Source organism: Neisseria sicca 4320 (genome assembly GCF_000193735.1).
Taxonomy (GTDB): Bacteria; Pseudomonadota; Gammaproteobacteria; order Burkholderiales; family Neisseriaceae; genus Neisseria; species Neisseria sicca_E.
In genome coordinates this window covers 1-9,213 of record NZ_AEPF01000079.1, presented here as the reverse complement: position 1 = coordinate 9,213, position 9,213 = coordinate 1, and the positions used below count along the sequence as shown (strand labels likewise).

The following is a 9,213-nucleotide window of genomic DNA, read 5'->3' as shown; positions in this document are numbered from 1 at the left end:
AAAGGTAAAGGTCGTCTAGAAAAGTTATGAAAACTTTTCAGACGACCTTTTGGCTTTTAAACCGATAATAGGTAAACGAATGAAAGAATCAGGCGGGAGAATTTATATCACATCGGCTTTGTGATACATTTCATATCTTTACAAACCGCTATATGAAAGGCGGCGGGTAGGCAGTTTGACTGTTTGACAGTGGCTTCAAATAGAAAATATTTGTACCGTGATTGCCGCGGCAGGTATTTCTTATTTGAATTTACTCCTTTCCAATCTGCCGTTTCATTCCCGATTATCGCGCCCTTCGTTATTGCACATCATAAATACAGGAAAACAAATGTTTTGGTACATCATAGGTTTTTGCGCCTTTGTCGTTTCGCTTCTCGCGCTTTGGGTCAACGCCAGCGCATTCGGTATGCAGGATGACGATACGCCGCAATCGGAATACGAAAAACGCCTTGGTCTGGGAACGAAATTGAAAGACAAGGAAACCGCCGCCAAAGAGCGTGCCGCCGCGCGTTTTCATCCGGACGATTGAGCCGTTTGGCAATATGGGTTTCAGACGACATAAGGAGTCCGAACAATGAAAAAATGCGTTGTCCTGACCGGAGCCGGGATTAGCGCCGACAGCGGGTTGCTGACTTTCCGCGATGCGGGCGGTTTGTGGGAAGGGCATAAGGTGACGGATGTCTGCACGCCCGAAGCCTTGGCGCGTAATCCCAACCTTGTGATTGATTTCTACAACCAGCGCAGGCTTCAGGCAAATGCCGCCGAGCCGAACGCCGCGCATCTGGCGTTGGTCAAGCTGGCGCAATATTACGATGTGCGCATCATCACGCAGAATGTGGACGCGCTGCACGAGAAGGCGGGCAGCAGCAAAGTATTGCACCTGCACGGCGAGCTGAACAAACTGCGCAGCACCGTCGATGAAGACGAAATCATCGAATTTACCGGCGAGCAGACCAACGATGTGCGCGACAGCAAAGGCAATCTGATGCGCCCGCATATCGTGTTTTTCGGCGAGCAAGTGCCGATGTTTGACGCGGCGGTCGAGGAAATGCGCGATACGGATGTGGTCATGATCGTCGGCACGTCGATGCAGGTTTATCCGGCGGCTTCGCTGATTCATTACGCGCCGCCCGATGCAGAACGCTATCTGGTCGACCCGAATCCGCAAGGCGTGGGCGCGGATGTCGAAGTGATTCCAAAACGCGCGGCAGAAGGCGTGCCGGCATTGGTGGAGTATTTGATTGGTCGGGTTTGAGAATTAAGGAAAGGTCGTCTGAAGAAGTTTCAGACGACCTTTGGTATTGTATGGGGCTATCCGTTGGAGATTGTTTGGCAGGAAGTTTAAATGTTAAGTGTGGATATTGTCTTCACTCTCGCCCCTGGATGACTAACCCATCGTCGTTATTCCCGCGCAGGCAGGAATCCGGAAGTTTAAAGTTGTGGCAGCTTTGAAATCATTCCGAAATGCCGAGGTCTGGATTCCTGCCTGCGCGGGAATGACGATAGGTAAGTTTTTTTGAATTTTTTAAAGTTATATCGGCGGTGGTTTCGCGGGCAAAGCCCACGCTACGGTTGGGTTTTTTGATTGAATTCGAGACAAAAGGTCATCTGAAAACCTAAATCCGTTTTCAGACGACCTTTGTTTTTCACCAACTTTATTGCCCGCGTAAGAACAGTGCGTCCAGTTCTTTCAGCGTCAGCTTCACCCAGGTCGGGCGGCCGTGGTTGCATTGGTTGCTGCGCGGAGTGTTTTCCATGTCGCGCAGGAGGGCGTTCATTTCGGGCAGGGTGAGTTGGCGGCCGGCGCGGACGGAGCCGTGGCAGGACATGGTGGCGAGGATGTGGTTTTCGTGTTCTTCGATGGTTTGGCTGCTGCCGACTTGGGCGAGTTCGCCCAATACGTCTTTGGCGAGCGAGACGACGTCGGCTTTGCCGAGCATGGCGGGGACGGCGCGGACGGCGAGGGTGTTGCCGCCCATGTCGGACAATTCCAGCCCGAAGCCTGCCAGCGTGTCGGTATGGTCGGCGAGGGCGGCGCATTCTTCGTGGGAGGCGGCGAAGGTAACGGGGATGAGCAGGCGTTGGCTTTGCAGGTTGCCGTTTTCCTGCCGCTGGCGTTTCATTTTTTCGTAGTTGACGCGTTCGGCGGCGGCGTGCATGTCGATGAGCAGCAGGCTGTCTTCGGCTTGGGCGAGGATGTAGATGCCTAATAGTTGGGCGATGGCGAAGCCGAGCGGTGGCAGTTCGGGTTTGGGGTCGTCTGAAAAGGTGTGTGCGGGGATTTCAGACGACGTGGCGGATGTGCTGCCGAAGCGGGCTTGTTCGAATTGTGCCAATTCGATGTCTGCTTCGTCGGCTGCGGTGTTTTTGAAGAGTTCGGCGTAGGTGTTGAGGGCGGCGCGGCTTTCGCGCAGGGATAGGCTGCGCTGCTGCGGCGCGCGTGCTGCCTGATAGGGCATGGGGGCGGTTTTGCCTGAACTGAAGGCGCTGCGCGGTTCGGAAACGTGTGTATTTGGTGTGGCGGCGAAGATGTTTTCAGACGACGTGGTCGGGTTTGGGTGGAACCCGTTAGGCTCGTTTTCAGACGACGTTGCCGCGGGACGGATACCTGTGATTTCGTGCAACACTTCGCCTGCGTTGCCGACGCTTTCGGTCAAGTCGGCGCGGGTGTCGGCGAGGGCTTTGTTGAGGGTGTGGAACACGAGTTGGTGCACCTGCTGGCTGTCGCGGAAGCGGATTTCGGTTTTGGTGGGGTGGACGTTGACGTCCACGGCTTCGGGCGGCAGGTCGAGGAAGAGGACGAAGGCGGGGGTGAGGGCGTTGTGCAACACGTCGCGGTATGCCTGTTTGACGGCGTGGAGCATGACTTTATCGCGCACGAAGCGGTGGTTGACGAAGCAGTATTGTTTGTCGGTTTTGCCTTTGGCGAAGGTGGGTTTGGCGATGGCGCCGTAGAGCCGCAGCGCGCCGTTGCCGCTGTCGATTTCTAAGGATGCCGCCTGAAAGTCTTCGCCGACGATGGCGGCTATGCGTTCGTGCAGGCTTTGGGCGGGGAATTTGAACACTTGTTTGCCGTCGCGTTTGAGCGAGAAGGCGATGTGCGGATGCGCCAGTGCGAGGCGTTCGAGCATGGTGGCGCAGTGGGCGTATTCGGTGTTTTCGGATTTGAGGAACTTGCGCCGCGCGGGAGTGTTGAAGAAGAGTTCGGCGGCTTCGATGGTGGTGCCGACGGGGTGGGCGGCGGCGGTGGGGCTGCTGAGTTTGCCGTCTTCGGCTTTGACTTGGGTCGCATGCGTGCTGCCGTCTTGGCGGCTGGTCAGGGTCAGGCGGCTGACGGAGGCGATGCTTGCCAAGCCTTCGCCGCGAAAGCCCATGCTGGCGACGTGTTCCAAGTCGTTTAAGGTTTTGATTTTGCTGGTGGCGTGGCGGTGGAGCGCGAGTTCGATGTCGTCGGGGTGGATACCGCCGCCGTTGTCGCTGACGCGGATGAGGCGGATGCCGCCGCCTGCCAGCTCGACTTCAATCGCCGTCGCGCCTGCATCTATGCTGTTTTCGACGATTTCTTTGAGGGCGTTAGCGGGGCGTTCGACCACTTCGCCGGCGGCGATTTGGTTGACGAGGTGGTCGGGCAGGGCGGCGATTCGGGACATGGGTTTCTTCCGTTTTCAAACTGGCGGGTATTATAGCAAAAGGTCGTCTGAAAACCGGAATCGGGATTTCAGACGACCTTTTGATCAGACGGGCGGTTTATTTGTTTTCTGCTTCTTCAAAACCGACGACTTCCAAGCCGAAGCCGGTCAGGCCGGTGAAGGCGGAAGGCTGGCCTAACACGCGCAGTTTGCCGACGTTGAGACCGGCGAGGATTTGCGCGCCGATGCCGTAGCTTTTGCTGTCCCATTTGTAGGCTTGGTTTGCGCCTTTGGGCAGGGTGCGGTCGAGCAGGGTGGCGCCGTCTTCGGTGCGGTGCAGGAGGATGACGACGCCGCTTTCGGCTTGCTGGATGCGCTCAAGGGCTTTGGGCAGCGACCAGGAATGGCGCGGGTTGGCTTGGATGAAGTCCATGACGCTGAAGGGTTCGTGAACGCGGACGAGGGTTTCGGTGTCGGCAGAGGGTTTGCCTTTGACGAGGGCGAGGTGGGTTTCGCCGGAGAGCTTGTCAACGTAAACGTGTTGCTGGAATTCGCCCCAAGGGGTTTGTACGGGCGAATCGCCCATTTCTTCGAGCAGGCTTTCGGTGCGGCTGCGGTATTCGATGAGGTCGGTAATCGTACCGATTTTGAGGCCGTGTTCTTCGGCGAACTTCATCAGCTCGGGCATACGCGCCATGGTGCCGTCGTCGTTGATGATTTCGCAGATGACGGCGGCGGGGATGAGCCCATTCATTTGTGCCAAATCGACGCCGGCTTCGGTGTGTCCGGCGCGTACTAGGACGCCGCCTTTTTGCGCACGCAGGGGGAAGATGTGGCCGGGTTGGACGATGTCTTCGGGTTTGGCGGTCGGGGAGACGGCGGTTTGGATGGTCAGGGCGCGGTCGGCGGCGGAAATGCCGGTGGTGATGCCTTGCGCCGCTTCGATGGAAACGGTGAAGTTGGTGCCGTATTGCGCGCCGTTTTTCTGGGTCATCATGGGCAGGCCGAGCCGCTCGACCATGCTGCCTTCCATCGGCAGGCAAACCAGTCCGCGCGCGTGCTTGATCATGAAGTTGATGGCTTCGGGGGTGACGAACTGCGCCGCCATCAGCAAATCGCCTTCGTTTTCGCGGTCTTCCGCGTCGGTGATGATGACCATTTTGCCGGCTTTGATGTCGGCGAGGATTTCGGAGATGGAGGAAATGTGTGGCATGGTGCGTCTTTCTTGATGGTCGGGTTGGGCTGAGGCGTGTTCTTGATCCAGCCACATGGCGGGCATTTGCGCCGCCTGTTCGATTTTTCGGGCTTTTTTCTCGCCGAAGGATTTGTTTTTCAGAAGGGCGGACAATTCGCCTTGGTTGATGGCGATGGCTTCGGCAAAACGGGTTTGCTGGCCGCCGTATTTGTCCGCTATCCATTGCCGCAGGTTGCGGCGGCGCAGGTCGGTGGTGTTCATGATGTGTTGTGTGGCTGAAAGGATGTAGGCGATTGTAGTCTCGTCTTTACCAAAAGGCAAACTGTGTTTGATGGTGGTTTTTTATTACTTTTTGGTAATGTTTTGACGGGAGGTCGTCTGAAAAACAAAAATTGGTTTTTCAGACGACCTTTGCTTGAAATCTGAACATTTGAAAGAATATGGGCGTTATAGTGGATTAAAATAAAAATGAGACAAGGCGGCAACGCCCGCCGTGTACGGGTAGTACATAAGGGCGTTGGCAACGTCGTATCATTGCAATTTTAATCCACTATAAGTTTAACGCAACCGAAAAGGGTCTAACCTGATGAAAATGGTTTACCGACTGATTTTAATATCTGTTTTTTGTGCAGTCGCAGCGGCGGGCGGCTGGTTTTATGCCCAGCACCGCAACGACAACGCCCATGAAGCGATTTCGCGCGAAGGCGTTTTGATGCAGATTAAGCAGATGAACCGCTTGGAAAGTACGGCTTTTTACATCGACACCATCATCCGCACCGAGAAAAAAGGCGACTGGCGCAGATTGTGGCAGGATTCGCAAAGCGGCCTGTTTATCGTGCGCGGCAAAGTGTTGGCGGGCTTGGATTTGGACAAACTTCATGCCGACAACGTCAATATCGTGGACGGAAAAGTCCTCATCAGCCTGCCGCCCGTAGAAATCCTCAGCGTCGATTTGGAAAATATCGAGGTGTACGACATCCAAACCGGCTCGTTCAACCTTTTGCCCGTGGATAAGGCGGTGTTCAAAACCGTGCAGGACGAAGCCAAAAAACAAGTCCTCGCCAGCGCGTGTAAAGCCCAGATTTTGGATCACGCCAACCGCCAAGCGCAAACGCAGCTTGAAAACCTGTTTGCCCTGACGCAGACGCAGGTATCGGTTTATCCGACGGCTGTGGGGCAGTGCAATTGAACCCGAAATGACGTTTGACAGCATAATATTGCGCGTGGGTAACCAAAAGTGTATTTGGATTTGCATACCTTTTCCCAATAGGGTATTTCGGTAGGCGCGACTTTTTGAGAAAATACCATTGCCTTTTGCAAGGTAATTTGAAGAATTCATTTTTTACATAATAAACAAATTTAAAGGAACACTGGTGAAACGTGTCTTTCTGTTTCTCGTAACCAATATCGCCGTTTTAGTCGTTATCCGGATTGTTTTGGCAGTCCTCGGCATCAACAGTACGGACCAAGTCGGCAGCTTGCTGGCGTATTCTGCCGTCGTCGGCTTTACCGGTTCGATTATTTCTCTGCTCATGTCCAAAACCATCGCTAAAAACTCGGTGGGTGCGGAAGTTATCGTTCAGCCGCGCAGCGAAGAAGAGGCATGGCTTTTGTCAACTGTTGAAGCGCAGGCCCGTCAATGGAGTCTTAAAACCCCCGAAGTGGCGATTTATCATTCTCCCGAACCGAATGCTTTTGCAACCGGCGCGACACGCAACAGCTCTTTAGTCGCCATCAGTACCGGCCTTCTCGATCATATGACCCGGGACGAGGTCGAAGCGGTTTTGGCGCACGAGATGGCGCACGTCGGCAACGGTGATATGGTTACGTTGACGCTGATACAGGGTGTCGTCAATACGTTTGTGGTTTTCTTGGCACGCGTTGTTTCCGGCATGATTGCCCGAAATAACGACGGCAGCACTTCCCAAGGCACATATTTTATGGTGAGCATGGTGTTGCAGATTGTGTTCGGCTTTTTGGCAAGTATTATCGTCATGTGGTTCAGCCGTCAGCGCGAATACCGTGCGGATGCGGGTGCCGCCAAATTGGTCGGTGCGCATAAAATGATTGCCGCGCTGCAACGTTTGAAAGGCAGCACGAGCGATTTGCCCGAGCAGATGAATGCAATGGGGATTGCCAGTGATGCCAAAGATTCCCTGCTGAGTACACACCCTTCTTTGGATAACCGCATTGCGCGTTTGAAAAGTCTGTAATGCGAATAAAACAAAAGGTCGTCTGAAAACCAAATTTGGTTTCAGACGACCTTTTTTTCATGAGTGTTTCGGATAGACGGTCGCAGTATGGGGGCGATACAATAGCATCCCTTTTCAGAGAGCTATAACAATGAACATCTTGATTTCCAATGACGACGGGTACTCTTCGCAGGGCATAGCCATTTTGGCGAGAGTGGCGGCGGAATTTGCCAATGTCCGCATCGTTGCTCCCGAACGCGACCGAAGTGGCGTCAGCAATTCTTTGACGCTCGACCGTCCTTTGCAAATGAAGCAGGCGGCAAACGGGTTTTATTATGTTGACGGTACGCCCACCGACTGTATTCATGTGGGTTGCCATGTGCTTTCGGATTTTAAACCCGATTTGGTTCTTTCAGGCATCAATAATGGTGCGAACATGGGGGACGATACGCTTTATTCGGGAACGGTTGCCGCAGCGACGGAAGCTTTCCTGATGGGCATTCCTGCCGTTGCGTTGTCTTTGAACGATACGCGGGGGCGTTATTGGCAGACGGCGGAACAGGCAGCTTGGATGATATTGGAGCGGTTGTTGAAAAATCCGCCTAAAACGCCTGTTCTTTGGAACATCAATATTCCCGCCGTACCGCCGGATGCGGTGCAAGGTATCAAAACAACGCGGTTGGGGCGGCGGCATCATGAGCAAAGCGTTATCCCGATGAAGAATCCCCGCGGTGAGTCTATTTATTGGATAGGCCCCGTCGGCGATATTTCCGACCGGGAGCAAGGTACGGATTTCGGGGAATGTGAATCAGGCTTTATCACGGTTACACCGCTGCAAATCGATTTGACTTCCTACCGCCATATGGATGCAGTCAGCGGATTTTGGCAGGACGTTAAAGAGGGATAAGCACACAGATTTCTGTTTTTTGTCGAATGTTTTCAGACGACCTTTTTGTTCTGAAGCAGGCGCGGCAAGCCGATTTTAACAGTCCCTAACCGCCCCGATACTTGAGGGGCGGGCTTATTTTTATTATGATATGCACCAATCAAGACAATAACCCCGATATAAAGGTCATCGATTATGTTGAAAAAAACCGCATTTTATGCCGCTTTCGCCCTGACATTGGGCGCATGTACCAGCCAGCAACCCGCCCCCGTCGTCGTCGGTAATGCCGGTTCCGGTACTTCTTCCAATCCTTATGGTGCGACCCCTTACGGCACAAATGCGCCGGCAGCCAACGATGCCCCTTATACTCCTCCTTCCGCTCCCGCTGTCAACAGCAGCTATACGCCTCCTGTTTCCGGCGGTGCCTATGTTCCGTCCTATGCTCCGGTTGACATCAATGCAGCAACGCATACTGTCGTCCGTGGCGATACCGTTTACAATATTTCCAAACGCTACCATATTACCCAAGACAATCTGCGTGAATGGAATGGTTTGACTGACAACAACATCAGCGTCGGAAAAAATCTGCGCGTCAAACCGGCCGGTTATACTGCCCCTGCTTCGACTGCGGCCGCCAAACCGTCATATTCTGCACCTGCACCCGTTGCCAAGCCTGCTCCTGCACCTCTCAATACGCCGACAGTTGCTACCGGTGCAACCCGTACAGTCAGCGGCATTACATGGCAACGTCCGACCAACGGTAACGTTCTTGCCAACTTTGGCGGCAGCAATAAAGGCGTGGACATCGGCGGTAATGCAGGTCAGCCCGTCGTAGCTGCCGCAGACGGTAAAGTAGTTTATGCAGGCTCGGGTTTGCGCGGTTATGGCAACCTTGTCATCATCCAACATAACTCCTCATTCTTGAGCGCATACGGACACAACCAACGTCTGCTCGTCAATGAAGGACAAAATGTCAAACGAGGACAAACCATTGCACAAATGGGTAATACCGATGCCAACCGTACTCAACTTCACTTCGAAGTCCGTCAAAACGGCAAACCGGTCAATCCTGCCACTTATATTGCATTCTGATGAAGAAATTGAAGGCCGCCCGATTATTCGGGCGGCCTTTTAAATTAAATCCGTAATTCATAGCGTGTATGAAAATGTCGGTCTCCCTGTTTCGGCAATGATTATGCCTGTGCGGGTGAGGTATCAAAGGGGCTGTTTGAGTAGAACTTTATACCGATATGCTGCCACTAAATATTGGTTTTCAATAATATAGTGGATTAACTTTAAACCAGTACGGTG

General features: G+C 53.6%; 8 protein-coding genes. 6 read left to right on the top strand and 2 right to left on the bottom strand.

What is annotated here, in order from left to right:
• Positions 1-328 precede the first annotated feature (328 nt).
• Complete coding sequence (locus tag NSCA4_RS0107920; RefSeq protein WP_003742720.1) at positions 329-529, top strand: hypothetical protein; 201 nt, start codon at positions 329-331, stop codon at positions 527-529.
• 45 nt (positions 530-574) lie between these two features.
• A complete protein-coding gene (locus NSCA4_RS0107915; RefSeq protein WP_016687631.1) occupies positions 575-1,255 on the top strand; it encodes an SIR2 family NAD-dependent protein deacylase in 681 nt (226 codons plus the stop codon).
• A gap of 400 nt (positions 1,256-1,655) precedes the next feature.
• Here NSCA4_RS0107915 and mutL read toward each other — a convergent pair whose 3' ends face one another.
• The gene (gene mutL, locus NSCA4_RS0107910; protein WP_016687630.1) at positions 1,656-3,650 is read right to left on the bottom strand and encodes a DNA mismatch repair endonuclease MutL; all 1,995 of its coding nucleotides are present in this window, start codon (positions 3,648-3,650) and stop codon (positions 1,656-1,658) included.
• A 97-nt stretch (positions 3,651-3,747) separates the two neighbouring features.
• A complete protein-coding gene (gene ribBA / locus NSCA4_RS0107905) occupies positions 3,748-5,085 on the bottom strand; it encodes a bifunctional 3,4-dihydroxy-2-butanone-4-phosphate synthase/GTP cyclohydrolase II (RefSeq protein ID WP_016687629.1) in 1,338 nt (445 codons plus the stop codon).
• Between the two features lie 325 nt (positions 5,086-5,410).
• On the opposite strand from ribBA, the gene NSCA4_RS0107900 reads away from it, so the two are divergent.
• From NSCA4_RS0107900 to NSCA4_RS0107885, 4 genes are all read left to right on the top strand, one after another.
• Complete coding sequence (locus tag NSCA4_RS0107900) at positions 5,411-6,013, top strand: DUF4230 domain-containing protein (RefSeq protein WP_016687628.1); 603 nt, start codon at positions 5,411-5,413, stop codon at positions 6,011-6,013.
• A 184-nt stretch (positions 6,014-6,197) separates the two neighbouring features.
• Positions 6,198-7,037 carry a protease HtpX gene (htpX, locus tag NSCA4_RS0107895; protein WP_016687627.1) on the top strand — a complete coding sequence of 280 codons (840 nt, stop codon included), beginning with the start codon at positions 6,198-6,200 and terminating at the stop codon, positions 7,035-7,037.
• A gap of 130 nt (positions 7,038-7,167) precedes the next feature.
• Positions 7,168-7,923, top strand: coding sequence for a 5'/3'-nucleotidase SurE (gene surE, locus NSCA4_RS0107890; RefSeq protein WP_016687626.1), 756 nt, complete (start codon positions 7,168-7,170; stop codon positions 7,921-7,923).
• 174 nt (positions 7,924-8,097) lie between these two features.
• Positions 8,098-8,994: a peptidoglycan DD-metalloendopeptidase family protein gene (locus NSCA4_RS0107885; protein ID WP_016687625.1), complete on the top strand. Its 897-nt coding sequence runs from the start codon at positions 8,098-8,100 to the stop codon at positions 8,992-8,994.
• Positions 8,995-9,213: the final 219 nt, after the last annotated feature.

Coding starts and splice junctions, on each gene's coding strand:
- mutL (WP_016687630.1), bottom strand. CDS start 3,650: ATGTCCCGAATCGCCGCCCTGCCCGACCACCTCGTCAACCAAATCGCC.
- NSCA4_RS0107920 (WP_003742720.1), top strand. CDS start 329: ATGTTTTGGTACATCATAGGTTTTTGCGCCTTTGTCGTTTCGCTTCTC.
- surE (WP_016687626.1), top strand. CDS start 7,168: ATGAACATCTTGATTTCCAATGACGACGGGTACTCTTCGCAGGGCATA.
- NSCA4_RS0107900 (WP_016687628.1), top strand. CDS start 5,411: ATGAAAATGGTTTACCGACTGATTTTAATATCTGTTTTTTGTGCAGTC.
- ribBA (WP_016687629.1), bottom strand. CDS start 5,085: ATGAACACCACCGACCTGCGCCGCCGCAACCTGCGGCAATGGATAGCG.
- NSCA4_RS0107885 (WP_016687625.1), top strand. CDS start 8,098: ATGTTGAAAAAAACCGCATTTTATGCCGCTTTCGCCCTGACATTGGGC.
- NSCA4_RS0107915 (WP_016687631.1), top strand. CDS start 575: ATGAAAAAATGCGTTGTCCTGACCGGAGCCGGGATTAGCGCCGACAGC.